Raw genomic sequence first — 24,860 nt, 5'->3', positions numbered from 1 at the left:
GCCGACGGTTAGGCTGCTTTCAAAACCTTAGCAGGTCAAATTCCGCCCTGTCCCACAAGTGAGATGTTGTGCCAGGCGTTGCCTGATGCCTTCGGGTCGACGTTGATAGCCGCCGTTCCAACAGGTTGACAGCATCCGTCGCCGTCGATCGCAGAGCACCGTGATCTTCCGCCGCAAGCGAAAAACGCGTTGTGATCCGGCGGAAGATTCACACGGCGTCAGACCAATCCACATCCTCTTAAAGCGTTTGATCGCCCACGCCGTCGATAAGCCAATCGGCAAAACGTTTGGCGAGGCGCCGCTGGGCGCCGCTTTTCGGATAAGCGAGATAGTGGCCGATATAGCGACTGTCCCTGCAGACGGGAAAGGGTCGTACCAGTCGGCCATTTTCGAGTTCGCGCCTTGCAAGAGTGGTCGACTCCAACGCGATGCCAAGTCCGTTTGCCGCGGCGTCAACTGCAAGAAAACTTCTATCGAAGCTCATGGCAGGCAAAGGAGGAGGGCCGAGGTTGTTGAGTTCAAACCAATCGATCCACTGAATCCGTTTCAGGTCGCTCCGGATAAGCGGCACGCGGACCAGATCCCGCGGAGATTTCAGGCGCTCCGCCATTCCGGGGGAGCAGAGAGGAGAGACTATCTCCTCACCGAGCGGCACAACAATCAAGTCCTCGCGGTTCGATGGCTCGCCATATACGATGTCGACGTCGAAAAGGCCGTCGACAAATCGGGCATAGCTAGTACTCGCGGCGACCCTGACCTCGACCCCTGCGTAATGCGCGAGAAAATCTGGGAGACGAGGCGACAGGACTTGCGCGGCATAGCTCGGGGCACAGTGGACACGGAGAAGATGGGCCTTGTTGGATGAAATGGTCTCAACACCACGGCGGAGTTCCTCGAACGCGTTCGACGCATGGGACAGAAGCGTCTGGCCTGCAAGCGTCAGTGTGACCTTGCGTGTGCTGCGTTCGAAGAGAGACGTGCCCAAATCACGCTCAAGTTTGGCAATGGCGTGGCTGACGGCGCTGGGCGACAGATGCAGCTCTTCCGCCGCCGCTCGGAACGAAGCAAGCCGGGCAGCTGCTTCAAAGATGCGGACCGCGGATAAGGACGCCAACTGAACCATGGAATTAGTGAACCAGATTCACCTACCGTTGTAAACTTCACGTTTGTCCAGGGCCATCAAGTACGTCAGTTTCCAAACCACAAGGCGACTGACTTGTCCATGATTTGCCAGATGCTCGGGAAGCATCGGGAGGAGATTACATGCTTTTGAAAGGGAAGACCGCGGTCATTTCCGGCGCGGCGAGCAAGCGCGGCATCGGCCGTGCGACCGCACAGCTTTTTGCGGAACATGGCGCCCGTGTTGCCATCCTCGATATTGATGCTGATGCCGCAGCGGCAGCCGCGGCGGTGTTGCCAGGCGTGGACGTCGGCGCACATTTAGGATTCCGCTGCGATGTCGCCGACAAGGGCTCCTGCCAGGAGGCCGCATCCAAGGTGATCGAATCCTTCGGCGCGGTGAATGCCTTGATCAACAACGCCGGCATCACGCAGCCTGTCACAACGCTCGATATCACCGAAGTCGACTGGCAGCGGATCGTAGCCGTCAACATGACCGGCGTGCTGTTCCTCAGCCAGGCCTTCATTCCATACATGCGCGATAACGGAGGCGGATCGATCGCCTGCATGTCTTCGGTCTCGGCGCAGCGGGGTGGAGGCATCTTTGGAGGCCCTCACTATTCCGCAGCCAAGGCAGGCGTGCTTGGTCTCGCCAAGGCAATGGCGCGAGAATTTGGCCCCGCCGGTATTCGCGTCAACTCGGTGACGCCAGGCCTCATTCAAACGGATATCACCGGAGGCAAGCTTACCGAACAGATGCGCGCCGACATCATCAAGGGGATCCCGTTAAGTCGGCTCGGCGACGCAGCCGACGTCGCAAACATTTACCTATTCCTCGCCTCGGATCTGTCGGCGTACGTCACGGGCGCTGTGATCGATGTCAACGGCGGCATGCTGATCCACTGAAATCCAATCAGGAGATACATCCGAGCATGAGTCAGATCGGTCACAATATCAGCCTCACCGAGCGCGCTCGCCGCATCCGGCGTCACGCGCTTCGGATGGGCGAAGTCCAAGGGCAAGGCTACATCGCACAGGCACTTGGCGTCGCCGACGTCCTCGCCGTTTCGTACTTTCACGCCACGAACTACCGCCCGGACGATCCGGAATGGGAGGGGCGGGACCGCTTCCTCCTGTCGATCGGGCACTATGCCATCGCTCTCTATGCCGCGCTGATAGAAGCCAAGATCATTCCGGAAGACGAATTGGAAACTTATGGCACAGACGACAGCCGCCTTCCGATGTCTGGAATGGCTGCCTATACGCCCGGCATGGAGATAACGGGCGGATCGCTCGGTCATGGCCTCGGCATTGCCGTTGGAATGGCGCTTGCCCTGAAGCGGAAGAAATCGTCCTCCTTCATCTACAACCTGTTCTCCGACGGCGAACTCGACGAGGGTTCGACATGGGAGGCGGCGATGTCTGCCGGCTCCTACAAACTCGACAATCTGATCGGCATAGTGGACGTCAACCAGATGCAAGCAGACGGCCCATCGATCGGTGTGCTCAACTTCGAGCCGCTTGCACCCAAGTTCGACGCCTTCGGCTGGTTCGTCCAGCGGGTGGATGGCAATGACATCGATGCGCTCGTGAAGGCATTCGACGCAGCCCGGCAGTATGAGGAAGCGAAGCCGCGCATCATCATATGCGACACGAAGATGGCGAAGGGAGTGCCGTTCCTGGAAGCACGCGACCGTAACCACTTCCTTCGCGTGGAACCCCACGAGTGGGCGGACGCGCTCAAAATCATCGACGGGGGGGTGGAAGCATGAGACGTTCGAAATATATCCGACCGGCACACCTCGGCGCCAGCAGCGACAAGCCTCGGCTGACAACCTCGGCGATGATCGCATCCATTGCCGGTCCCGACCAGCCAACGCGGCCGGCGCCTTTCGGCAATGCTCTGGCAGCTCTGGCCCAAAAGGACGACCGGATCGTCGGCATGTCTGCGGACCTGGCGAAATATACGGATCTCCATGTGTTCCGCGCTGCACATCCGGACCGCTTCTACCAAATGGGGATGGCGGAACAGCTACTTATGATGTCTGCCGCGGGCATGGCGCGCGAAGGCTTCCAGCCATGGGTCACGACATACGCCGTGTTCGCGTCCCGCCGCGCCTACGACTTCATATGCCTCGCGATCGCCGAGGAGATGCTCGACGTCAAGATCGTCTGCGCCCTCCCGGGCCTGACGACGGGATACGGTCCCAGCCACCAAGCCACGGAGGACCTCGCGATGTTCCGGGGGATGCCGAACCTAACGATCATCGATCCATGCGACGCCAGCGAGATCGAGCAGGCGGTTCCCGCAATCGCCGCTCATCGGGGCCCGGTCTATATGCGGCTCCTGCGCGGCAACGTTCCGCTCGTTCTCGAAGAGTACGGCTACAAGTTCGAACTCGGACAGGCGAAACTTCTCCGCGACGGCAGGGACACTCTCATTATTTCTTCCGGTCTGATGACGATGCGGGCCCTTGAAGCCGCCAAGCAGCTACGGAAGGACGGTGTCGACGCGGCGGTCCTTCACGTTCCGACCATAAAGCCACTCGACGAGCCAACCATCGTAGCCGAATGCCAGAAGGGCGAACGGCTTGTGGTCGTTGCGGAAAATCACACTGTCATCGGCGGTCTCGGAGAGGCAGTGGCCGGAACGCTGATGCGTGAGGGCGTCAGACCCTCGGCGTTCCGTCAGATCGGCTTGCCCGACGCATTCCTTGAGGCCGGCGCCTTGCCGACGCTCCACGATCAGTATGGGTTGTCGACCCTCAGGGTGACGGAGGCGGTCAAAGCCTGGCTCTCGATCTGACGACGTCGGCCGGTTGAGGAGATGCCGGCCGGTTTAACAAGCTTGTTTTGGAGGATGGATATGAGCTTGCAGATAAATAGAAGATCATTCCTGGCGACCGCGGCTGCCGCGCTCGCGGCCCCGGCGATCCTGCTCTCAAGCCGATCCGCCAACGCCGCCACCACGCTGACGCTCGGTCATGGTGCAGCACCTGGCAATCCGAGAACGGTCGCCGCCGCAAAATTTGCGGAACTCGTCAAACAGAAAACCGATGGCCGCGTTCAAATCAATGTCGCTGGCGCCGAAACACTGGGCAACGACTCGGCCATGCTGACCAGCCTGAGGACGGGGGGCCTCGATTTCACCGCCAACAGTCAGGGCGCCACATCCGCGATTGTTCCGGAGCTGAATGCACTCGGCCTGCCTTTTCTGTTCGAAAACACCGATAAGGCGATGGCAGTCCTCAATGGGCGGGTTGGAGCCGAACTCAACAAGCGGTTTGAGGCGGTCGGCGTCGTGCCCCTGGACTGGTGGGATAACGGCATCCGTCATCTCACGAATTCGAAGCGGAAGGTCGCCTCGCCGGAAGATCTGAGCGGTTTGAAGATCCGCACCCCGGCCGATCCCATGACGATCGACATCTTCCAGGCGCTCGGAGCTGGTACTGAACAGATCGCATTCAGCGAACTCTACATCGCTCTTCAGCAGGGCGTAGTGGATGGGCAGGAGAACCCTCTCGCAAACATTGAGAGCTCGAAGCTGCACGAAGTCAACAAATATATCAGTCTGACCGCGCATAAATGGGAATCCACGCCCTTCCTCATGTCGAACATTGCGAAGGCCCGTCTTGGCCCCGATCTCGAGGCCGTCAGCGCTGCGGCCAAGGAAGCCGGCGAGCTCCAGCGGCAGCTCTCGAGGGATAAGGCTGCGGAAGTTCTCGAGAACTTCAAGAAGAACTCCGCCGTAGAGGTCGTCGAAGTCAACCACGATGCATTCGTTAAGGCGACCGCTTCCGTTGCGGACATCTGGAAGAAGAAGTCCTTCGGCGATTTCGTCGCCCAGGTGGAAACCGCAGCGAGGGGCTGAGTCCCTCTTACGATCCGGAGGCCTCATGAGCAGGTTTTATTCCGCCGTCGATCTGGTCGCCGGCATCATAGTCGTATTCGCCCGACTGGTTATCATCGTTAGCGGCATTGGACTGACGATGGTCACGGCGGCGAATGTGGCCGTCCGATACGTCTCGGCAAGCGGGGGGCTGTCATTCGCGCAGGAGCTGCCGATGCTGATGTTTCCATGGTTCGTCATCGCCGGGATTGTGATCGCAGCCCATGCCGGCGGGCACATGGCCGTGGAGTGGCTTTACGACAAGCTTGACGGGAAGCCCCGGACGACGGCCCTGGTCGTGGCGAATACGATCAGCGTCGCCGCGTTCCTTGTCCTGGCATATCAGGCGACGGTGGTTGCCGAGATCGCCGGCGCCGAGCACAGTCCCGTCCTTCAGCTTCCGAACAGCATCGGATACTACTCGCTTTCGATCGGCGCCGTGCTCGTGTCCACCGTCACCATCGCCGCGACCGCCCGCGTTCTGCGTCTGGGCTGGAACCATCGCCTCGAAATCAAGACCGAGGATATGGCGCTATGACCCTTGTGATGATCTTTTCCTTCTGCATTCTCATGGTCCTTGCCGTTCCGGTGGGTTACGCGCTCATTATCGCAGCCGGACTCGGGGTGCTATTCAACGGATACGTTCCCTTGTCGGTGGTCGCCCAGCAGGTCTATGACCAGACTCAGTCCTTCCCGATGCTGGCGCTTCCCTTCTTCATGCTCGCGGGTACGCTCATGCTCGGTGGTGAGCTCGGGCGTCAGCTCCTGGAGCTTGCATCCCGTGCGATGCAGCGTTGGCGGGGTGGGCCGCTTTCGACCACGGTCGTATCCTCGGTTGTCTTCGGCGGCGTGTCCGGTTCGGCGGTGGCGAATGCAAGCGCACTCGGCTCGGTGCTGATCCCATGGCAGAAGAGGCACGGGTTTCCGCCGGCGCTCTGCGCTGCAAACAATGCGACGTCGGCCGTGATCGATGTCCTCATTCCGCCGTCTATCCCAATGATCCTTTATGCCCTGATAAGCGGCGTCAGCGTCGGCGACCTGTTCATATCGGGCGTCATTCCGGGTCTGATCATGGCTGCGAGCTTTGTGTTCGTCTGCTGGTTTATCTCGGTCAGACGTGGATACGAGGCGCAGGCTGTGAAGGTGCGCAAGCGGGAGCTTGCCAGCCTGGCGCTTCGAAGTTTCCCCGCGATCCTGCTTCCGATCGTCATTATCGTGCTGCTGCGATTCGGTTTCGCGACGCCGACGGAGGTCTCGGTCCTCTCGGTGGGCTACTCGCTGCTGCTCAGCATCCTGTTCTACCGAGATCTCACCTGGAAGCGCTTTTGCGAGAACATGGTCGAGGCTGGCGTCGCGACGGGCGTCGTGATGCTGGTGATCATGGGTAGCGCGGCGGTCGGCTGGGTGCTGACGTTCGATCAGGCCCCGCAGCAAATGGCCGAATGGGTTTCCGCCCACATCTCCAGCCCAATCGTCATCATTCTCATGATGAACGTCATCATGCTGGTCGTCGGCATGCCGCTCGACATGCCACCGGCTATCCTGTTGCTGGGACCGATCTTCGTCCCTCTCGCTGACTCCATCGGTCTGGACCGCGTCCAGCTCGGGCTCATGATGGTGATCAACCTCGGGATCGGACTGTACACGCCGCCGATCGGCACGACGCTGTTCATCTCATCGTCCATCGCGAAGGCACCGCTCGGGACGACGACCAGCGAACTCTGGCCGTATTTCGGGATGGCAATGCTTCTCCTGCTCGCGATCAGCTTCGTGCCCGCGCTGACGATCTACTAAGGGGCGAGCGATGAGCGATAATCCAAGAAATGTAATCACAGTCCGGGGGCTCACGAAGTCCTACGGCGCGACATCCGTTCTTAAAGGTGTCGACTTCTCGGTCGCGCGCGGAGAGGTTCATGCCTTGCTCGGCGGAAACGGCGCCGGCAAGTCGACGATGATCAGGATCATCACAGGCGCGTCGTCGAAGAACGATGGAGACATCCGCTTTTTCGACAGCGATGGAAGGGAGCGAAGCGAGACCGAGGGCAGGGGAAAGGTCGCTGTCGTGCACCAGGAACTTGCGCTCCTGCCGCATCTGACTGTCGCCGAGAACATCGCGCTGCCGCGTCACAGGAAGGCTTCCGGGCTGTTCCGGCGCCGGGCCGCGGCGGAACAGGCGTTCGACGCGTTGCGGATGATCGACCAGGACTTCGCTGCTAAGTCCGTGCACAAGCTGGTGGGCAGCCTCAGTCTGCACGAAGGTCAGATGGTCGAAATTGCCAGGGCTCTTTCGTCGGGTGCGGAGTTGATCCTTCTCGACGAGCCGACTGCCAATCTCACCGCTGTGGAAACCGAGAGGTTGTTTGCCGTCCTGAGGCGGCTTACCCGCGATAACGATCTGTCAGTCGTGTTCGTCTCCCACCGGATGAAGGAGATCCGGCAGATCGCAAACGTCTGCACAATCATCCGCGACGGCCGGACCGTCCTCGATCGGCAGGCGATGGAGGAGCTGACGGACGCCGACATCATTGAAAAAATGGGGCAGGTGGCCGGCTCCCTTGCGGCGGAACGCGCGCCCCCGACCACGCTCCGGCCCGGTGCTTCCGCCGAGAGGAACACGCTCACTATCAAGGAACCCGGTTTCAAGCTCGAACTGCTTCCGGGGACTGTTCTGGGCGTGGCGGGCGCATCGGCCGGGCCTGCGACCCTTATCGAAGGATTGACGGGCGCCGCCCGCAAGAAGCGCTGGACCGTCGCGCGCGCGGCATGGCCGGATCAGTTCGGGTCGCCGCGAACCGCCGCACGCCTGGGGGCTGGGTTCGTGACAGGAGACCGTGCTCACAAGGGGGTTCTTCACAGTCTTCCGATCATAGACAACGTCATGGCTTCCCGACGCGTGATCCGAGGCGCCGCGATTGCCGGCAGCTCTGAAGGAGCCGAGTGCCTTGATCTGTTGAAGGCACTCAAGGTCAAGGCGGCTTCCATCTGGGATTTGCCTAACACGCTGAGCGGCGGGACGCAGCAGAAGCTGTTGCTCGCCCGGTGGCTGGGCGTGCCGTCCCGGCTGCTCGTCCTCGAGGAGCCGACCAGGGGCGTCGACATCGGGACCAAGCGGGAGATCTACCAGCTCATCAGACAGATGGCGGCCTCGGGTACGGTGATCGTCTGGTGGTCGACCGAAAATGCAGAACTGCTGGAGGTCTGCGACCGCGTCATAGCCTTCGACACCGAGGGACGGTGTGCGGGCGTCCTGGAGCAGAACGACTTCAGCGAAGAGAAACTCGTAAGTTTGACTGGAATGGCCGCATGACTACGACCCAGACACAGACAGCACCGGCGGAGGCTTCGACGCCCGAGATCAAGCGCAGGGAAAGTCTCGTTGGCGCATACCGGACCGAGATTGCCATCGCTCTGGCTATCGTACTCCTTGCGCTTGCTGTCGGCTCTCAGGTCCCCCAGGCGCTGACGTGGGGTAACTTCGCCAACATCACCCAGGCCGGTGCTCCGCTCATTATCATGTCGCTCGGCGTGCTTCTGGTCGTCGTCACGGGCGGAATCGACCTGTCCGTCGGATCGGTCTTCTCACTGACCGGGATGGTCACGGCGCAGGCGATGGCCTATGGGTTCGGCGGCGTATCTGCGAGCTTTGTCGGTCTCTGCGTCGGGTTACTTTTCGGATCGATCAACGGCTTCCTTGTCACGATCGCCGGTCTTGCTCCTTTCGTCGTAACCCTGATCACTTTCGCCGTCGCAGGATCGCTGGCATTCATCGTGACGAACGGACGCTCCATGCCGATCGGCGATCCGGACTTCTGGCTGCTTAACAGTGGCAATTTGATACCGGGCGTGCCGAACTACATCCTGTTTTGCATTGTCCTTCTGATCGCGATGGAACTCTTCCTCAAGAAGATGGTCGCCGGTCGCTGGTTCTATGCGGTCGGCAGCAGCTCGACGGCGGCTTACCTGCTCGGGATTCCGGTCAAACGTACGAAGTTCATGGCCTATGTCGCCTCATCGCTGCTTGCGTCGTTCTCTGGCCTGCTGACGATCTCATACATTCTCAATGCTGAATCCACGGCCGGATCCAGCCTGATGCTTCAGGCGATCGCGGCGGTCGTTATCGGCGGGGCTAGCCTCCTGGGCGGAACGGGGACTGCCGTCGGCGCCGTGCTTGGCGCCCTGATGATCACGGTGATTCAGAACGGCGTCAACCTCATAGGAATCAACAGCTTCTGGCAGGGGTCGGTCACCGGCGCCGCCATTCTCATCGCGGTCCTTATCGACCGCTTCAGCAAGTCGCGGCGGGGGGCCGTTTGACATCAACCCGGCCTAAGCCGGTCTTTTGGAGGAGGAATGAAAATGAAAATCAGAACACGCGCTATTGGGTTGTTTACAGGCGTTGCTTTGGCCACCCTTTCACTCGCTGCTGCCGCCCAAGCTCAGGACAAGAAGACCGTGGCGTACTTGGCGCCGTCGCTTGACATCTCCTACTGGCAATGGGTCGGCTACGGCGTGAAGGAGAAGGCCAAGGAACTCGGCATGGACTACGTCGAGTACACTTCGGAGAACTCGCCGGCAAAACAAATGGACAACGCCCGTACCGCTGTCACCAAGGGCGTTGATGCCATTGTGATCGGCCCCGTCAGCTCGACCAGCACGCCGCCGCTTCTCGCCTATTTGAAATCGCAGAACATTCCGATCGCTTTTGCCGGCATCGGCCCTCAGCCCGGCCAGACCGATTACACGTCGTCCGTAACCGCGAACAATTACGAGACAGGCAAGGCACAGGGCGAGTTCGTCTGCAAGCTTGCGAAGGACCGTGGCGGCAATCAGGTCGGCATGCTCTCATTGCCGCAGGATCGCGAGAACGCCCAGAAATATCTGAAGGGTGCGGAAGAGGCATTCAAGGCAAACGGATGCGACCTGGCGCAAATGCTGGAAACCAGGGGGCTCACCGTCAATGAGGCGGTAACGCAGGCCAACGACATGCTCACCGCCCATCCCGACATCAAGGCCATTTACGGCATGTACGATGAGGCCGGGACGGGCGCCGCGAAGGTACTGCAGACGCGCGGTCTCACTGGCAAGATCGGCATCGCTGTCGCAGACGGCAGCCCGACCACGATCTCGCTGCTCAAGTCGAACGCGATCCAGGGCATATTCTTCCAGGAAGCCGTCGGTCAGGGAATTGACGGAACCCAGCAGGTCTTCAACGCGATAACCGGCGCGTCGGTGAAGAAAGACCTCGCTCTCGTCATGCCGCTCGTGACCGCGGATAAAGTCGACACCCCGGAAGCGAAGGCCGTTATCGCACGCGTATTCCCGGCCAACTAAGGCGGACGGACGCCGGTGTTTCTGGTCGGCGTCCTCTTCCCTCGTCTTTTGAAGGGCAGCAGGTATGAAAGATCTCCCGATCATCGATCCGCATTTTCATCTGTGGGATCTCGACAACAACTACTATCCGTGGCTGTCGGACGGTGTGAAACCCTCCGCCTTCGGCGACTACACGGCGATCAACAAGACTTACGTCATCGAAGACTTTCTCGCGGACGCGAAGAATCAGAACCTCGTAAAGGCGGTCCATCTCGACGTTGGGTACGATCCGAAGGATCCGGCCGGCGAAACACGATGGCTGCAGGGCGTTGCCGACAAGCACGGGTTTCCTCATGGCATCGTCGGATATGCCGACCTTCGCAAGCCTGACGTCGGCGACCTCCTTGACGAGCACATGTCCTACGCGAACTTCCGCGGCATTCGGCAATCGATGAACTTCCACCAGGATCCCGCGAAGACCTATCTGACGGAGCCTGGAGTCAGTCGGACACCGGAATGGCGCCGAGGCTTCAAAGAACTCGCCCGCAGGGGCCTTAGCTTCGACCTCCAGCTCTACTATTGGCAGATGGAGGAATTTGTCGACCTTGCCCGTGACTTTCCGGACGTGCAGATCATCCTCAACCATACGGGCATGCAGGTTGACGGCCCGAGCCATTTCGAGGGATGGCGCAGAGGAATGCGCGTTCTCGCGCAGGTACCCAATGTTGCTTGCAAGATCTCCGGCCTGGGCATGGGCGACTGGACCTGGTCCGTGGAAAGCATCAGGCCCTATGTCGAGGAGGCGCTTGCAGCCTTCGGCATCGAAAGATGCATGTTCGCTTCGAACTTCCCGGTGGACAAGCTGTTCGGCAGCTACGACAAAATCATGGGCGGATTCAAGGCGATAGCGGCGGAGTATTCCGGCGACGAGCAGCTTGCCCTTTTCCATGACAACGCAGCGCGCCTGTACAGGATTTGATTCAGAGGCTTCACGGGGTGCTGGCGTAGACTTCCTGCATGCGCTTGATCTCGGGGAGCCTGGCTCTGGCTTCCTCGTAACCGCGTTCGATCGCCTCGCCGGCCCGGTGGAATTCTGAAAGGCCGATATAGCTGAGGCGCGGCTGCAACGAGATGTCGGGCGGATCGCCGGCAAGGCGGGCGCGGGCAATCCGATCCTGGATGATGTTGAAAGCCTGCACCATGACACCGGTCATGCCGAGGCGGGCATAGGGCGCCTCTTCCTGTTTCTGCAATTCCTGCTGCGAGAGGCTGGCGTTGTGCCGGACCACAGCCGAGCGGCCATAGAGATCGTAATTGAGATTGACGGCGACGACCAGCGGCTGCTCATAGGCGCGGCAGACCGAGACAGGAACCGGGTTGACCAGGGCGCCGTCGACCAGCGTGCGGTGATTGCTGCGCACCGGCTCGAAGATGCCGGGCAGGGCATAGGAGGCGCGCAGCGCCGTGATCAGCGAACCATTGGCGATCCACACCTCGTGGCCGGTATTGACCTCGGCCGCGACCGCGACGAACGGCCGATCCAGATCCTCGACGTTCAGGCCTTCGAGATGCTCCTGCATGCGCTTGGTCAGCCGCATACCGCCGAACAGGCCGCTGCCACCGATGGTCAGATCGAGCAGACTGGCAATGCGGCGCATGGTCAGCGAGCGCGCGAAGCTTTCGAGTTCATCGAGCTTGCCGGCGAGATAGCAGCCTCCGACCAGCGCGCCGATCGATGTGCCGGCAATCATGCCGATCTCGATTCCGGCCTCGTCAAGGGCGCGCAAGACGCCGATATGGGCCCAGCCGCGGGCCGCTCCGCCACCTAGCGCGAGCGCAATCTTCAGTCTCTTGACAGGCGCGGGCGCAGGGATTGTCTCGAGTATCGTCGACATGCCGGAACCGGAACCTTGGCCTTCAGCGCTTTGACGGTGCAGAGTCCAGTTCAGCATTGCGCTCTCCCCTCCCAGCAGAACACGTATGTCACGATAGTGTGCTCGATCCGTTGTCAAATGGTATATAGAACCGGTTTCTGGCACAATAAGGGGCAAATTCCGGGGAGGTCGGTCTATTTTCCGTATATGTCCTGCGGATCGAAATGACGCTCGTCGTCGACGATGTCTAGCATCGGCTTTCCGTCGCGCAGCGTCACCGTTCGATAGAAGCAGGAACGGCGGCCGGTGTGGCAGGTGGCGTCATGGCCGGCGACCTCGACCTTCAGCCAAATGGCGTCCTGATCGCAGTCAGTGCGAATTTCCTTCACCGTCTGAAGGTTGCCCGAGGTCTCGCCCTTCTTCCAGATCTTGCCACGCGACCGGCTGAAATAGTGGGCCGTGCCCGTCTGGATGGTCAGCGCCAAGGCTTGGGCATTCATATGCGCCACCATCAGCAGTTCGCCATCGCCCGCGTCGGTCACGATCGCGGTGATCAGGCCGCGATCGTCGAAACGCGGCGTAAAATCGCCAGCGTCTTCCAACGTCGATTTGTCCTCGGACGGTTGGTTGAAGATCAGTTGACTCATCGCGGCCCTCCTGAGGGAGCCGGTATCAGCGGCTCCGCACCATACTCATGAAACGGGCCTGATCGGCCGCTTCGGTCTTGAACGTTCCGGTAAAGGTGGTGGTCAACGTTGTCGAACCCTGCTTCTGAACGCCGCGCATCGCCATGCACATATGTTCGGCTTCGATCATCACGGCAACACCGCGCGGTTGCAGCGTGTCATCGATGGCCCGGGCGACCTGGGCAGTCATCGTTTCCTGCGTCTGCAGGCGTCGCCCATAGATTTCGACGACACGGGCAATCTTCGACAGGCCGAGCACACGTCCGTCCGGCATGTAGGCGACATGGGCCTTGCCGATGATCGGCACCATATGATGCTCGCAATGCGAGTAGAAGGGAATGTCCTTGACAAGGACCATGTCGTCGTAGCCGGCGACTTCCTCGAAAGTACGGCCAAGCACGTCCTCCGGCGCCATGTCGTAGCCTGCAAAAAGCTCGCGGTAAGCTTTGGCGACGCGGGCCGGCGTCTCGATGAGGCCTTCGCGCGTCGGATCGTCACCAGCCCAGCGCAGCAGAACGCGAACGGCTTCCTCCGCCTCCTGCTGGGAGGGGCGGTCCGAGTCACGGTTCGGCTGCGGAAAGTTCTTTACGATGGCGTCCATGATCAATGGTCTCCTGGCCCGCGTCGCGGACCCATCTGTCGGAATCGCCACTGGTCAGTCCCATGCGGGAATTCATGCACCTTTGGCAGGCTCCGGGGCTTTCAGGGCAGATTCAAACGCCCATCCGGCACGGTTTCCCAATCAAACTTACACAAGGCCATTGCATTTTCATGGCCTCCGAACGACATACATATAGGAAGACAGCCATGGTATGTAAGTATCCTCAGACGACACGGTGTGTTTTTTGTTTCAACGACAATCACAGCCCGATTTAGGCCGATCCGCGGCGACTTTGGAGCGGAAATCCAGCATGGACGACATCTACAACAGCAAAATCCTCGAATTCGCCGGCAATATTCCGTTGACCGGGACGCTTGATGATGCCGATGCGACCGCCCAGGCGCACTCCAGGCTTTGCGGCTCCAAGGTGCGGATCTGGCTGAAAATGGATGGCGATGTCGTGACCGGTTTTTCCCATGACGTGAAGGCCTGCGCACTCGGCCAAGCCTCGTCCTCGATCATGGCCCGCCATATCGTCGGCGCGACATCGGGCGAATTGCGGCAGGCGCGCCTGGACATGCTCGCCATGTTGAAGGCGGACGGGGCAGGGCCTGGCGGTCGGTTCGAAGACATGCGCTATCTCCTGCCAGTGCGGGACTACAAGGCCCGCCATGCCTCGACGATGCTGACCTTCGATGCGGTGGTCGATGCGATCGGGCAGATCGAGGCCAAACGGGCGGAAGTTGTCGAGGCGTAAGATATGTGCGAGTTCTGCGTCCAGCAGGCTGACGATGAGGACGATGGCGGTGCGGCCGCATCGAGACGGCCGCACGCAAAGACTGCACGCTATTTCCGCAACTACACCGGGCCGTTCCGCAAAACCCCTGATCGTCTGCTCGGCATGGGCTTTATCCGCCTCTATCAGCTGACGCTTTCCAGCTTTGTCGGCAATTCCTGCCGCCATATCCCGACCTGCTCGGAATATGGCTACGAGTCGATTGCCCGCCACGGATTATGGGCCGGCGGCTGGATGACGCTGTTTCGCGTCGGCCGTTGCGGCCCCGGCGGCACCAGCGGGCTCGACCCGGTTCCGGAAATGCTCGGCGACAGCTTCCGTTGGTGGACGCCGTGGCGCTATCTGTCCCTCGGACGCAAGAGAGGGTGAGCGCGATGACGATGCCCGGCGAATATAGACGTGCATCGGCAGATTTCGGCACCTACCTGGACGATATCTGCGACGCCGCAGTAGCAGTGTGCAAACACATCTGCGAAGCAGCCTTCGACAGGATGCTGAAGACCTTGCCCTATGGAGCAGAGGAGTTCTGGCCATGAGTACCTTCATCGCCCTCCTGCACAGCATCGTGCTCACGCCCGACCGCCGGGTGATCATGGAAGACTTGCGCGCGCTTGCCAAAGCGCTTGGCTATCGCGAGCCGCGCACGCTGGTTTCAACAGGCAATCTCGTTTTCGAAGCCGACGACATGCGCCCGCATGAACTCGAGGTCGCGCTGGAAGAGGGCTTCGAAGAGAAGTTCGGCAAACATGTCGATATCGTCGTGCGCAGCGACTGCACCTGGATGGCGCTCTGCGGCACCAATCCCTTCAGGGATGGCAGTGGAGATCAGGTCATCGTCCGGGTCATGCGCCTGCCAATCGATCCAGAGAAGGTGGAGGCGCTGAAACCGCTGATGGTGGAAGGCCAGCGCATCGCCGTTGTCGGCGGCGACCTCTGGATCGATTTCGCCGGCAAACCGAGCCAATCTAAATTGCTGTCGGCGCTGACGACCAAGCGGCTTGGCGTCGGAACGATGCGCAACTGGAACACCGTTTGCGGTCTTGCGCAGATGATCATCTAAGCCGGCTGCTTCTTTACTCCCTGCGGAAATATCAGTATCAGGCGGCAGCGCCTCCTGCTTGGTGTCGCTTCATTTCAACCACCCGCATTCGTTGGCGGGACTGGCAAGGAGAATTTCGATGTCCCAATCCGTTTCCCTGACATTTCCCGATGGTTCCGTGCGCAGCTTCCCGGCTGGCGCGACCGGCAGGGATGTCGCAGAATCCATTTCCAAGTCGCTTGCCAAGGGCGCCGTCGCCATTGCGATCGATGGCGCCGTGCGCGACCTTTCCGATGCCGTGACCGACGGCAAGATCGAGATCATTACCCGCAAAGATCCCCGCGCGTTGGAGCTCATCCGCCATGACGCCGCGCATGTGATGGCCGAAGCGGTGCAGGAACTTTGGCCCGGCACTCAGGTGACGATCGGTCCCGTCATCGAGAACGGCTTCTATTACGACTTCGCCAAGAACGAACCCTTCACGCCCGACGATCTGCCGAAGATCGAAAAGAAGATGAAGGAGATTATCGCCCGCAACGCGCCGTTCACCAAGCAGATCTGGTCGCGTGAGAAGGCCAAGGAAGTCTTCGCCGCCAAGGGCGAGCAGTACAAGGTCGAGCTTGTCGATGCGATCCCGGAAGGGCAGGATCTGAAGATATACAATCAGGGTGACTGGTTCGACCTCTGCCGCGGCCCGCATATGGCCTCCACCGGTCAGGTCGGCACGGCTTTCAAGCTGATGAAGGTTGCCGGCGCCTATTGGCGCGGCGACAGCAACAACGCCATGCTGTCGCGCATCTACGGCACGGCATGGGCCGACCAGGCCGATCTCGACAATTACCTGCACGTGCTGGCCGAAGCCGAAAAGCGTGACCATCGCAAGCTCGGCCGCGAAATGGATCTGTTCCATTTCCAGGAAGAGGGCCCGGGCGTCGTCTTCTGGCACGGCAAGGGCTGGCGCATCTTCCAGACGCTCGTCGCTTATATGCGCCGTCGCCTGGCCGCCGACTACCAGGAGGTCAACGCGCCGCAGGTGCTCGACACGTCGCTGTGGGAAACCTCGGGACACTGGGGCTGGTACCAGGAAAACATGTTCGCCGTAAAATCGGCACACGCGATGACGCATCCCGAAGACAAGGAAGCCGATAATCGCGTCTTCGCGCTGAAGCCGATGAACTGCCCTGGCCATGTACAGATCTTCAAACACGGCCTGAAGTCCTATCGTGAGCTGCCGATCCGCCTCGCCGAATTCGGCCTCGTGCACCGCTACGAGCCTTCCGGCGCTCTGCATGGCTTGATGCGCGTGCGCGGTTTTACGCAGGACGACGCGCACATCTTCTGCACCGACGAGCAGATGGCGGCCGAATGCCTGAAGATCAACGATCTGATCCTCTCGGTCTATGAAGATTTCGGGTTCAAGGAAATAGTCGTCAAGCTTTCGACCCGGCCGGAAAAACGCGTCGGTTCCGACGCGCTCTGGGACCGCGCCGAAGCCGTTATGACCGACGTGCTGAAGACGATCGAGGCTCAGTCCGAGGGCCGCATCAAGACCGGCATCTTGCCGGGCGAGGGCGCTTTCTATGGACCGAAGTTCGAATACACGCTGAAGGATGCGATCGGCCGCGAATGGCAGTGCGGCACGACGCAGGTTGACTTCAACCTGCCCGAACGCTTCGGTGCCTTCTACATCGACAGCAACTCCGAAAAGACGCAGCCGGTGATGATTCATCGCGCCATCTGCGGCTCGATGGAGCGCTTTCTTGGGATCCTGATCGAGAATTTCGCGGGTCATATGCCGCTCTGGGTGTCACCGCTGCAGGTGGTGGTCGCGACAATCACCTCGGAAGCCGACGCTTACGGGCTTGAGGTGGCCGAAGCGCTACGCGAAGCGGGTCTCAATGTCGAGACCGACTTCCGCAACGAGAAGATCAACTACAAGATCCGCGAGCATTCCGTCACCAAAGTTCCTGTGATCATCGTCTGCGGTAGGAAGGAGGCCGAGGAACGCACGGTCAATATCCGCCGCCTCGGCAGCCAGGACCAGGTTTCGATGGGGCTCGACGCCGCCGTCGAGAGCCTCACCCTCGAAGCGACGCCGCCCGACATCCGTCGCAAGGCCGAAGCAAAGAAGGCCAAGGCGGCCTGAAATTTGCCTGGCTCCGACAGCGCCAAGGTCGGCGCTGTCGGGGATCTGAAACCGCAATATCTTCGTCGCAAACGGGGAGCGGCTTCATTCCGATGGCGGATCGCGATGGTCTCTCCGCGGCCGTCTTCTCGATGCGCCGCCGACCGCATCGTTCGAAGGGAGTGCCGTCGAGCCAAACTGTTTGCGGGAAATCAATCGAGGCTGGCGCCGTCGCCGCCCTGCGGCACGAGCTGTTCGTAGGAGGGCAGAGGCTCCTCCGGAGCCGGCTGGACACCCGGCGGGGGCGGCGTGCCGGCCGGCGCCTGCTGCACCGGGCGGGCAGCGCTCACGGGCTGCTGCGGCTGCTGGTCCTTCATCAGAACCTCGACGTCGGTATTCCGGCCGGCAACCACCGTGAAATCGCGCTGATAGATCTTGTCCTTGTTACGGGCGACGGCGGAATATTCGCCTTCGGCAAGGACCATGGTCGGAAAGGCGCTGACGCTTTCGCCGACACTGTCGCCGGCTGCCGTCAGGATCGACCACGCCGTGTCGGCGATCGCCTCGCCGCCGGCTTCGGAGACCAGCTTGAAGGTAATCTGCGCAGCACGGTGCTGGATGGTCGCCTCCGTGAGCTTGCCGGCCTCGACCTGAATGTCGGCGCGAATGACGGCGTTGACGCTGCCATATTCGGAAACGATGTGATAGGTGCCGGCATTGAGACGCACGACGGTGTTCGGCGAGACGTCGGCCACGACGAGACCACGCTCGCCATCGTCGCGCACTTCCGAGGAATAGATCGAGAAGCTCAGCTGGTCCGGGCGGATGCGGGAATCGGTGCCGGAGACGGCGTTGAGCAGGAGGCCGCCGGCATCAAGGACCATCACCTGCTTGTCGACCTCGCCGTCAGCGGGCACGGTCAGCTTTTTGGTGACGCCGGCGCGGCCGAATGAGACATTGACGAAATAATCGCCCGGAGCGAGCTGGAAGGCGGCGGGCCCGCCCTTGGCGCTGGCGATAAGCGGCAGCTTGCCGTCGGCTCCCGCGATCGGGCTGAAGACATACCAGGAAAGGCCGTCATCGACAGGCGTACCGTCGGCCGTCAGCTTGGCTTCCATCGCGACGTCGCGCAGCTTGGTCCCTTCGGGCGCGGTGCCAGGCGCGATGAAGGCGTTGAGCTTGGGCATCTTCGACGTCGAGTCGAGCTGTTTGAATTCTTTGAAGGCATCCTGCGCGCCTGCGCCGAGGGGCATCAATACCATCAGAGCGATGGCGAGGCTGATGCGTGCAAGAGGCGAAATGCCAAACATCTGTTTCGTGAACCGATTGACTTCTGAAATCGCAAAGGCCACTTCAAGACCAACGCGATGGCAAATTCAAGACCCACGCTTTGCAGCAGCATAAAAATGAAAGTTTCTCCCGCATGAAATCCGATATCAAGCTGATCGATTACCTCGCCGTGCGCCGTTCCATTCCCGCTTTCCAGATGTGTGAACCAGGCCCCGAGAAGGCCGAGATCGAGGAGATCCTGCGGCTTGCCTCGCGTGTTCCCGATCATGGCAAGATCGCTCCGTGGCGTTTTATCGTCTATCGCGGAGATGAGCGTGCGCGGCTCGGCGAGGAGCTCCTGAAGCTGGCACTCGAGACAAAGCCGGATCTTTCCAAAGAGATGATCCAGGTCGAGCGTACCCGCTTCACCCGCGCGCCCGTGGTCGTTGCCGTTGTCAGCAAGGCGGGGCCGCACATCAAGATCCCGGAATGGGAGCAACTGATGTCGGCGGGCGCGCTCTGCCTCAACGTCATTCTTGCCGCCAATGCCAGCGGCTATGTCGCCAACTGGCTGACGGAATGGTTCGCCTATGATGAGCGCGCATATCCGCTGCTCGGCGTCGCCTCCGGCGAAAAGGTAGCAGGTTTCATCCACATCGGCTCGACCACGTTCCCGGCGATAGAGCGGCCGCGGCCGGAGCTTGCCGATACCGTGACCTGGGTTGGCGGAGAGGACTGATGTTCTACACGACGGACACCAATCGGCATGGACTCGCGCATGATCCCTTCAAGGCGATCGTATCGCCACGGCCGATCGGCTGGATCGGCAGCAAGGGCAGGGACGGTTCGATCAATCTTGCTCCCTATTCCTTTTTCAATGCCGTCGCTGACCGGCCGAAGCTGGTGATGTTTTCTTCCGCCGGGCGTAAGGACAGCCAGCGCAATGCGGCGGAAACCGGCGTCTTCACCTGCAATTTCGTCAGCCGCGATCTCGCCGAAAAGATGAACCTCTCGTCGGCGGCACTGCCCTACGGCAACAGCGAATTCGACTTCGCAGGGCTGACGCCGAAACAGTCCGAACTGATCGACGCCCCCTATGTCGGCGAGGCTTATGCCGTGCTCGAATGCAGGGTCACCGAAATCATCGAGCCGAAGACGCTGTCGGGCGCACCTTCCGAAAATGTACTCGTCTTCGGCGAGGTAGTCGGCATTCGCATCGACGAGGCCATCGTCAGAGACGGCCGCCTGGACATGTCGATCGCCCGGCCGGTGGCCCGCATGGGCTACATGGATTACAGCGAAGGCAGCGATGTTTTCGAGATGTTCCGGCCGCAGGTGCCAAAAATGTAGTCCCGAGCGTAAGGCATACAAGGGCTTAAGAAATATGGTGAACGAATCTTAAACCTTTTGCCGCTACGGTCACAGCAATGAATGCAGCGCGAGGAAATCGCGTTCAAGTGCTGGGGCGTCGCGTGATCGTAGAAGCTTTCCTTCGTTGGATCGAAACGGCCAAGACCGGTGATCGGGCCCGGGCCGCGAACGCACTGGGTCGAGCCTATCTGCAATCCGAGATGAGCGGGGAGGAGCGGGCGGCAGCCGAGATGGCGATGACCTTTCTTCTCGATGACCCGTCGCCGCGTGTGCGGCTTGCGCTGGCCGAGACGATCGCCTGGTCGCCCGACGCGCCTCGCAGTCTGATCCTTTCGCTTGCCGCCGACCAGCCCGAGGTCGCCTGCCACGCCGTTACCTGTTCGCCGCTTCTGAGCGATGCCGATCTCGTCGATCTTGCCGCACGCGGCAACGGCGCGACCCGCATGCTGATCGCGGCCAGAGCCCATGTCACGCGCCCAGTCTCCGCAGCACTTGCGGAGGTCGGCGACGAGGAAGAACTGCTCTGCCTGCTCGAAAACGACGGCGCGGCCATTTCCAGCCAGTCGTTGAAACGAATCGCCGAACGGCTCGGCGACTGCTGCGATATCCGCAACCTGCTGCTCGACCGCAGCGACCTTCCGGCCGATGCCCGCCAGCTGCTCACCCAGCATGTCAGCAATGCGCTGGTCGGCCTGCCGCTGGTGCAGGCGGCGATCGGGCTGCAGCGGCTCCAGCGCATCAGCCGCGAGGCGACCGAGGCAGCGATCGTTTCGATCGCCGGCGATATCGCGCCGCGGGAGATACCCGACCTCGTCGAACATCTGCGCCTCAACGGCCGGCTGACGCCGTCCTTCCTGATGCATGCGCTCTGCGCCGGCAAGGTGGATTTCTTCGCTGCCGCGATTGTCGATCTCACAGCGTGCAGCGAGCGCCGCGTGCGTTCGATCCTGGCGACTGGGCGCATGCATGCCGTGCGCGCCCTCTATGAGTCCGCCGGCCTGCCTCGGGATATCAGCGTGATCTTCGTGGAAGCGACGCTTCTATGGCGCGAGGCGGCTCGAAAGGCGCCGGGCAGCGTGCTAGACACCGTAGGCGGCCGTCTTCTTGAAAAATTCCGCCATCACGGCGGCTCGCACAGCGCGGCCGGAGAACTGCTCGACATGGTGGAAAAGCTTCATGTCGCCGAGCAGCGACAATCGGCCCGCGTCTACGCGGCGCTCGCTGCGGCCTAGCTAGTCATTCAGCCGGGTTACCACCCAGGAATAACTAGCGGATACGAAATGCACCGGTTTGGAAAGCGTCTCCTTGACGTCTTTGCCCGTTGGGAGGTGTGCGCGAACCTGGCCGGCGATATTCTCAGCAAAGCCGGCGATGCCTGTTGGTTGTTCGGGTGCGGCAGGAACGGTGTCGGCCGCGGCGGCAGGCAGAGGCGCAGGTTTCGGGGGTTCGGCGGCGGCAAGCGCTCTCGGCGCCTCGCACACTGCGATGACCGAGGGATAGCTGACATTGGCAAAAGCTTTCAGCCGGCGTTCGGCTTCGGCATCGCAAGCGGCAACGGTTTCCCAACGCTTGTCGACCGTCGCGACATAGCTGCATTGGCTGACGGAATCGTCGCAACCGAGAATGGTCATTGCGATGAGCACCGCTTGCATATTCTGACTCCTAAGCTATTGAACGTGAGATCGCCTTAGACGGCGCAATTCCAACCGAAAGAAGGCGAAGGCCCTAACTCTTCGGCATGTCAGCAAAAATTTGCGCCTCCCGCAAACACTGGAAACCACTATGTCCGTCACTATCGCCCAGGAGCCGCCGCGCCAGGAAGGCGTCATCCGCCTTCTCGATCTTTCCGACGCCTATGCAGGGTCGCTCTATCCGGCGGAGAGCAACCACCTGGTCGACCTCTCCTCGCTGGAGAAACCGTCGGTAAGCTTCTTCGTCGCCCGCAATGAGGGAGCGATTGTCGGATGCTGCGCGCTGGTCGAGGCCGGCGACGGAACGGCGGAGATCAAGCGCATGTTCGTGGACCAGCAGGCCAGGGGATTAAGGATCGCCAGCGGGCTCATGATTGCGCTGGAGGCGATCGCGAGGGAAAAGCGGTTGACGGCGATCCGGCTCGAGACTGGCATTTACCAGCCCGAGGCGATCGCCCTCTACCGCAAATACGGATATCAGGAGATCGAGGCTTTCGGCACCTATCTGCCGGATCCGCTCAGCCTGTTCATGGAAAAGCAGCTGGGATAGCGGCAGTTTCAGCCTTCGGCGGCGCGGGGGATCGGCTTGGACGGCGGTGCCTGCTCGTCGATGATGATCTGCGGCACACTTCCGCTGCTCTCGGCGCTTTGGGCCTCGTGGATCCATTCGCGCCAGATGGCGACGATCAGCGCCATCAGCACCGGACCGATGAAGAGGCCGAGAAAGCCCATCGTCTTGACGCCGCCGACAAGACCGAAAAAAGTCGGCAGGAAGGGCAGTTTGATCGGGCCGCCGACAAGCTTTGGCCGCAGCGTCTTGTCGACGATGAAGAGCTCAACGGTGCCCCAGACGAAAAGGGCGATGCCGGCGACATGCGAGCCGCTCGCCAGGAGATAGATGGAAACCAGCGTGAAGGAGAGCGGCGCACCACCCGGTATCAGCGCCATCACGCCGGTGAGCACACCGAGCGTCACCGGCGACGGCACGCCGGCGATCCAATAAGCCACACCAAGCACAATGCCTTCGCCGATCGCAATCAGCGTCATGCCCATGACGGTGGAGCTGATCGTTGCAGGGACGACGCGTGAAATGCGCTCCCAGCGGTTCGGCAGGATGCGCTCGCCAAGCATGTCGATCTGCTTGGAGAAGGAGAAGCCGTCGCGATAGACGAAGAACAGCGCGATCAGCATGAAGAGCAGCGTCAGGAGAAGGTGGAAAGCACCGCCGCCGGCTGCCAGGACGGCGCGATAAATATTGCCGATGTGAGCGCCACTGACCGCCTGGATGAGCTCGCCGAGAGCACCGGGACTGCCGATATATTTCGTCCAGAGGTCATCGAGATAGGGGCCTGCAAAAGGCAGCGCGCCAATCCAGTCGGGCGTCGAAGCGCCGGCACGGTTGGCGTGAATCGCCCAGGCAAGCCAAGTGCGTACCTCGCCCGTCGTATAGGTGACGGCAAGCCCGATCGGAATGACCAGAAAGGTGACGATCATGACGATAGCGATCGTCGCAGCGATCGTCGTATTGCCGCCGACGCGGGCCAGAAGCTTGCGATAGAGTGGCCAGCTCGCAAAGCCGATGACCAGCGCCGCAAGCACCGGGACCAGAAAGCCGTAGAAGAAATAGACTCCGGCGGCGACAATCAGCACCAGCAGCCAGCGCGCCGCTGAAATGGACGGAATCAGCGGCGTGCGTGTCGGCGCCGAGGACCCAAGCCATCGCGGCTCATGATTGGTTTTCTGACGGTCAAACACACCCACGCGCGCCTCTTCTTATTCTTGTGCTCTGGTTATGGGCCATGAACCCGGCGGTTTCAAGGTCCGCACCATGAAAGCTGATAATAAGCATAACTGTTCGTCCGTCGGGCATGACAGTCTTACTGCTGCGGGCGGCGGAGAACCTTGAAGGCGTAGAATTGCGTTTTCTGGCTGGTCGAGAAATTATTGTCGGAGCCTAGGATGAGGACGTCGGTACCGTCCTTGGCCTTTCCGAGCGACATGGCCTCGATATTGTCGGGGACGAGGCCGATTGCTCTGAGGTCGAGAAGCTGGCTCTTGCGGGCAGGCACAACGCGCTGATCGTTCTTGGCGAGTGATGGGGTGGCGGATATGTCGCTCGCGCCAGCGAGATCCATCATCATGATCTTGATGTTATTGCCGAAGCCTTCGGCATAGCTGCGCTCGACGGCGAGCAAGCGGTGATCATCGAGAGCGAGCATTTCCGACATGCCGTTGTCATTGCCGGCGGCGGCCGTGGCGGCGGCCTGCGGGATCGGCGAGACCGGATAGACATACTGTGCCTTCGGCTCGCCGGTTTTCCCGTCAAAACGGACGATCCGCGAAAGGCTGCCCGTCGTCAGCGACGGCTTCGGGCCATCCTGGTAGAGGGCGGCTTCGACGCCGACGAATACGTCGCCTGCAACGGCGAGATCCTCGAAAGCGAGGTTGTCGCGGATGCCGGTCAACTTGTCGGCTGTTGGGGCAAAGCCCTCCGGCAACGGGAATTCGCGCACGAACGAACCGTCCGGCGCAGTGACGCGGATAAAGGGCGGCAGCAACACCTTGGCGTCGCCTTCGCTGCCCCAATAGATGCCGTCCTTGCCGAGGCGGATCGATTCCGGGTCGACGGTCTTGGCGGCGAACGGCTCAGCGTTCTTGTCCTTCAGCGTCACGTGCTTGACGACGGAAACGCCCTTGAGGCCCGACGCATCGACATCGATGTCGAGTTCATAGAAGCGGGCAGTGTCCGAACGGTCGTCGCTGATGGCGATGTAGTGGCCGGTGGCGGCATCGAAATCAAGGCCTGAAATGCCGCCGAACTCGACGCCGTGTTCCATTTGGCCTGAGGGTATGACGAATTCACCGAGGTAGGAGAGCGAAATGCCAGCGGCGCAGTCGCCGAAAGGGCAGGCGCTCGTGAAGGTGGCGCCGATGTCGGTGGCGCTGACGGTGACGGTGCTGGACAGGAGAACGAAAGCGGCAGTCGCGGCAAAACGCTTGGTCATGGCAAAATCCGGCAAGGGTTGAAAACGGCTCGAAACGGCTAGGCGCCATCCCCTGGGGAAGTCGCGCGCAGTCCGCTTCATGCGC

27 protein-coding genes are annotated in these 24,860 nt (G+C 61.0%); 19 read left to right on the top strand and 8 right to left on the bottom strand.

Annotated features, from left to right (window positions below):
* Positions 1-238: 238 nt before the first annotated feature.
* Positions 239-1,123 (bottom strand): LysR substrate-binding domain-containing protein, encoded by an 885-nt coding sequence (locus FFR93_RS25580; protein ID WP_138395221.1) that lies wholly within the window; start codon positions 1,121-1,123, stop codon positions 239-241.
* Between the two features lie 140 nt (positions 1,124-1,263).
* Between FFR93_RS25580 and FFR93_RS25575 the strand changes: the two genes are divergently transcribed.
* The 10 genes from FFR93_RS25575 (at position 1,264) to FFR93_RS25530 (ending at position 11,297) form a co-directional block, all read left to right on the top strand.
* A complete protein-coding gene (locus FFR93_RS25575; protein WP_138395220.1) occupies positions 1,264-2,025 on the top strand; it encodes an SDR family oxidoreductase in 762 nt (253 codons plus the stop codon).
* Positions 2,026-2,051: 26 nt separating this feature from the next.
* Complete coding sequence (locus tag FFR93_RS25570; RefSeq protein ID WP_138395219.1) at positions 2,052-2,891, top strand: transketolase; 840 nt, start codon at positions 2,052-2,054, stop codon at positions 2,889-2,891.
* Positions 2,888-3,925: a transketolase family protein gene (locus FFR93_RS25565; protein ID WP_138395218.1), complete on the top strand. Its 1,038-nt coding sequence runs from the start codon at positions 2,888-2,890 to the stop codon at positions 3,923-3,925. The genes FFR93_RS25570 and FFR93_RS25565 overlap by 4 nt, the downstream gene beginning before the upstream one ends.
* A gap of 60 nt (positions 3,926-3,985) precedes the next feature.
* Positions 3,986-4,990 (top strand): TRAP transporter substrate-binding protein, encoded by a 1,005-nt coding sequence (locus tag FFR93_RS25560; protein ID WP_138395217.1) that lies wholly within the window; start codon positions 3,986-3,988, stop codon positions 4,988-4,990.
* Between the two features lie 25 nt (positions 4,991-5,015).
* Positions 5,016-5,546, top strand: coding sequence for a TRAP transporter small permease subunit (locus tag FFR93_RS25555; protein WP_138395216.1), 531 nt, complete (start codon positions 5,016-5,018; stop codon positions 5,544-5,546).
* On the top strand, positions 5,543-6,802 hold the full coding sequence (locus FFR93_RS25550; protein ID WP_138395215.1) for a TRAP transporter large permease subunit: 1,260 nt from the start codon (positions 5,543-5,545) through the stop codon (positions 6,800-6,802). Before FFR93_RS25555 ends, FFR93_RS25550 begins: the two co-directional genes overlap by 4 nt.
* A 10-nt stretch (positions 6,803-6,812) precedes the next feature.
* Positions 6,813-8,315, top strand: coding sequence for a sugar ABC transporter ATP-binding protein (locus FFR93_RS25545; protein WP_138395214.1), 1,503 nt, complete (start codon positions 6,813-6,815; stop codon positions 8,313-8,315).
* Positions 8,312-9,322 carry an ABC transporter permease gene (locus FFR93_RS25540; RefSeq protein ID WP_138395213.1) on the top strand — a complete coding sequence of 337 codons (1,011 nt, stop codon included), beginning with the start codon at positions 8,312-8,314 and terminating at the stop codon, positions 9,320-9,322. Before FFR93_RS25545 ends, FFR93_RS25540 begins: the two co-directional genes overlap by 4 nt.
* Positions 9,323-9,364: 42 nt before the next feature.
* A complete protein-coding gene (locus tag FFR93_RS25535; RefSeq protein WP_138395212.1) occupies positions 9,365-10,339 on the top strand; it encodes a substrate-binding domain-containing protein in 975 nt (324 codons plus the stop codon).
* A gap of 64 nt (positions 10,340-10,403) precedes the next feature.
* Positions 10,404-11,297 (top strand): amidohydrolase, encoded by an 894-nt coding sequence (locus tag FFR93_RS25530; RefSeq protein ID WP_138395211.1) that lies wholly within the window; start codon positions 10,404-10,406, stop codon positions 11,295-11,297.
* A 10-nt stretch (positions 11,298-11,307) separates the two neighbouring features.
* On the opposite strand, the gene FFR93_RS25525 is transcribed toward FFR93_RS25530, so the two are convergent.
* From FFR93_RS25525 to folE, 3 genes are all read right to left on the bottom strand, one after another.
* A complete protein-coding gene (locus FFR93_RS25525; RefSeq protein WP_064710532.1) occupies positions 11,308-12,270 on the bottom strand; it encodes a patatin-like phospholipase family protein in 963 nt (320 codons plus the stop codon).
* Between the two features lie 116 nt (positions 12,271-12,386).
* The gene (gene hisI / locus FFR93_RS25520) at positions 12,387-12,839 is read right to left on the bottom strand and encodes a phosphoribosyl-AMP cyclohydrolase (protein WP_064710533.1); all 453 of its coding nucleotides are present in this window, start codon (positions 12,837-12,839) and stop codon (positions 12,387-12,389) included.
* Positions 12,840-12,864: 25 nt separating this feature from the next.
* Positions 12,865-13,479, bottom strand: coding sequence for a GTP cyclohydrolase I FolE (gene folE, locus FFR93_RS25515; RefSeq protein ID WP_064710534.1), 615 nt, complete (start codon positions 13,477-13,479; stop codon positions 12,865-12,867).
* A gap of 310 nt (positions 13,480-13,789) precedes the next feature.
* Between folE and FFR93_RS25510 the strand changes: the two genes are divergently transcribed.
* The 5 genes from FFR93_RS25510 (at position 13,790) to thrS (ending at position 17,460) form a co-directional block, all read left to right on the top strand.
* Positions 13,790-14,236 (top strand): iron-sulfur cluster assembly scaffold protein, encoded by a 447-nt coding sequence (locus FFR93_RS25510; RefSeq protein ID WP_064710535.1) that lies wholly within the window; start codon positions 13,790-13,792, stop codon positions 14,234-14,236.
* Between the two features lie 3 nt (positions 14,237-14,239).
* Complete coding sequence (yidD, locus tag FFR93_RS25505; protein WP_138395210.1) at positions 14,240-14,644, top strand: membrane protein insertion efficiency factor YidD; 405 nt, start codon at positions 14,240-14,242, stop codon at positions 14,642-14,644.
* A 5-nt stretch (positions 14,645-14,649) separates the two neighbouring features.
* Positions 14,650-14,811, top strand: coding sequence for a hypothetical protein (locus FFR93_RS41030; RefSeq protein WP_171049256.1), 162 nt, complete (start codon positions 14,650-14,652; stop codon positions 14,809-14,811).
* Positions 14,808-15,335 (top strand): DUF1697 domain-containing protein, encoded by a 528-nt coding sequence (locus FFR93_RS25500; protein WP_064713645.1) that lies wholly within the window; start codon positions 14,808-14,810, stop codon positions 15,333-15,335. Before FFR93_RS41030 ends, FFR93_RS25500 begins: the two co-directional genes overlap by 4 nt.
* A gap of 118 nt (positions 15,336-15,453) precedes the next feature.
* Positions 15,454-17,460 (top strand): threonine--tRNA ligase, encoded by a 2,007-nt coding sequence (thrS, locus tag FFR93_RS25495; protein WP_138395209.1) that lies wholly within the window; start codon positions 15,454-15,456, stop codon positions 17,458-17,460.
* 191 nt (positions 17,461-17,651) lie between these two features.
* On the opposite strand, the gene FFR93_RS25490 is transcribed toward thrS, so the two are convergent.
* Positions 17,652-18,749, bottom strand: a complete 1,098-nt coding sequence (locus tag FFR93_RS25490) for a hypothetical protein (protein WP_064713647.1) — start codon at positions 18,747-18,749, stop codon at positions 17,652-17,654.
* Between the two features lie 113 nt (positions 18,750-18,862).
* Here FFR93_RS25490 and FFR93_RS25485 point away from each other — a divergent pair, with 113 nt between their 5' ends.
* The 3 genes from FFR93_RS25485 (at position 18,863) to FFR93_RS25475 (ending at position 21,311) form a co-directional block, all read left to right on the top strand.
* Positions 18,863-19,447, top strand: a complete 585-nt coding sequence (locus tag FFR93_RS25485) for a nitroreductase (RefSeq protein ID WP_138395208.1) — start codon at positions 18,863-18,865, stop codon at positions 19,445-19,447.
* On the top strand, positions 19,447-20,058 hold the full coding sequence (locus tag FFR93_RS25480) for a flavin reductase family protein (RefSeq protein WP_064710541.1): 612 nt from the start codon (positions 19,447-19,449) through the stop codon (positions 20,056-20,058). The genes FFR93_RS25485 and FFR93_RS25480 overlap by 1 nt, the downstream gene beginning before the upstream one ends.
* Before the next feature lie 107 nt (positions 20,059-20,165).
* Entirely contained in the window at positions 20,166-21,311 is a 1,146-nt protein-coding gene (locus FFR93_RS25475) for a DUF2336 domain-containing protein (RefSeq protein WP_138395207.1), read from the top strand.
* Here the strand turns inward: FFR93_RS25475 and FFR93_RS25470 are convergent, their stop codons facing one another.
* On the bottom strand, positions 21,312-21,731 hold the full coding sequence (locus FFR93_RS25470; protein ID WP_064710543.1) for a hypothetical protein: 420 nt from the start codon (positions 21,729-21,731) through the stop codon (positions 21,312-21,314).
* A 130-nt stretch (positions 21,732-21,861) separates the two neighbouring features.
* Here FFR93_RS25470 and FFR93_RS25465 point away from each other — a divergent pair, with 130 nt between their 5' ends.
* Positions 21,862-22,320, top strand: coding sequence for a GNAT family N-acetyltransferase (locus FFR93_RS25465; protein ID WP_138395206.1), 459 nt, complete (start codon positions 21,862-21,864; stop codon positions 22,318-22,320).
* Positions 22,321-22,328: 8 nt separating this feature from the next.
* On the opposite strand, the gene FFR93_RS25460 is transcribed toward FFR93_RS25465, so the two are convergent.
* Entirely contained in the window at positions 22,329-23,531 is a 1,203-nt protein-coding gene (locus FFR93_RS25460) for an AI-2E family transporter (protein WP_138395205.1), read from the bottom strand.
* A gap of 116 nt (positions 23,532-23,647) precedes the next feature.
* Entirely contained in the window at positions 23,648-24,775 is a 1,128-nt protein-coding gene (locus FFR93_RS25455; RefSeq protein ID WP_138395204.1) for an esterase-like activity of phytase family protein, read from the bottom strand.
* Positions 24,776-24,860: the final 85 nt, after the last annotated feature.

The organism is Rhizobium sp. MHM7A (assembly GCF_005862215.1).
Taxonomy (GTDB): Bacteria; Pseudomonadota; Alphaproteobacteria; order Rhizobiales; family Rhizobiaceae; genus Rhizobium; species Rhizobium bangladeshense.
This window is presented reverse-complemented; position numbering and strand designations above follow the sequence as displayed.